The organism is Daejeonella sp., assembly GCF_049655485.1.
Taxonomy (GTDB): domain Bacteria; phylum Bacteroidota; class Bacteroidia; order Sphingobacteriales; family Sphingobacteriaceae; genus Daejeonella.
Genome location: NZ_JBASJU010000053.1, coordinates 1 through 1,515, shown reverse-complemented (window position 1 = coordinate 1,515; position 1,515 = coordinate 1). Strand labels below are relative to the sequence as shown.

General features: G+C 36.2%; 1 protein-coding gene. It reads right to left on the bottom strand.

Annotation, left to right across the window (positions count from 1 at the left end):
- Positions 1-85: 85 nt before the first annotated feature.
- Positions 86-610 (bottom strand): hypothetical protein, encoded by a 525-nt coding sequence (locus tag WBJ10_RS02335; protein ID WP_424287941.1) that lies wholly within the window; start codon positions 608-610, stop codon positions 86-88.
- Positions 611-1,515 lie beyond the last annotated feature (905 nt).

Genomic DNA, 1,515 nt, shown 5'->3' with positions numbered 1-1,515 from the left:
TTAGTTTAGAATTTGTAAACAACTGAGTGCGGTCTTTGTTTGAGGACTATCGTTTTCTTAGACCAATTTAAGTTAAAAAGAACCATTAATTTTTCGACTTTGTAACTACTCCATCTTCAATTTTAATCTTTGTATCTCCGTCCTTGATTTTAACATCTCCGTCTTCGCTTACTTTTTTCTTGTAGTCTTCACCAACCTTCAATTTTGAATCACCGTCACCTTCTACCTTCAGTTTGTAATCCTCTCCTTTGACTTTGTAATCATCACCGTCAAACTTCTTTTTGTAATCGGCATATTTTATAGTTACGTCTTTGTCGTCGATAATCACCTTAGTATCATCAACTTCATAATAGTCATCGTTTACGCGCGTGATTTTGTTATTCACTACCGCTCCGGTTGTGAATATCGTGTCGCGGTTATTATTGACATACAAATAGACAGGTTTTTTCGTCTCACTATTAATGGCATAACCAGTCTCAGGATCAGCAATAACTTCGATAGAGTCGCCAGAATTAAGATCAACATAGGTTCCGGGTTCGACTTTGTTTTCAGCGTTGCATGAGGCTAATACAACAATAAGTCCGGAAAGGAATAGGTTTGAATGTTTCATTATTTATAATTTGTTTTCTAGTTAACAATCTGAAAGTCAAATAGTTTGAATTTCTTTTTAATTAGGGTTAAATGGTCAATCGTTTTGGGTATTTTGTTCCCCATTATGGGGTATAAAATATACGTAATAATTAATAAATAATACTAAAGAGAAATAGAATTTCATATAACTAAAGGCCCTATACTACTGGTGTCATTTTTATTCACGATCACATTTGTTTTGATATCGAATTGGTCTACAGGGCAGGAATTGATTCAAATGGCTATTCACCCGAATGAAGCTTTTTACGTTCACCAGACAGAAAATGTTGCCATATTTTCGGGCTTGAAAAATTCCGGTACTTTGGGCGCCCTTTCTAATTCAGTTGTTCGTTTTTTAGGCCATCGCTGGATAAATAAGCAAAGTGTCAATCTCTAAGATAACTCAGACCAAACCGGGACAATCTTGACGAGTAGTCTCATTCCCGGTCAATCGGAAAATGAACCAGCAGATACGGCACGTTTCTTGTATTAATTAAGTATCGACCCTACTAAACCTTAAAAGGCCTTTTGAATAAACGCAAAAGGCCTTTTTTACTGCATTTCCGGTTGTCCGTTCTCTAATTAAATAACAGAAGTGCAACAAAACAATAAGTGTTGCTACTACATTAAAGTCTGGGCAAGCAAAAAAGCATAGGAAAGTTATTACTTTGCTTGCCAAACATATTGGCAAAGTTAGGTTCTAGGCTTATACTCGTGAATAGCAAGCGCGAACTACAATCTCTGTATAATATTTTGGCTGCATTTTACAGAATAAGCTATGGGCGAATCAAGAATAAACGAGAACAGCAGCGATCCAAAAATCCGAGAATGAATTTCGGGAATCAGTAAGCATCATTTAGGCTCGGTATAGCGATACTACAAGAG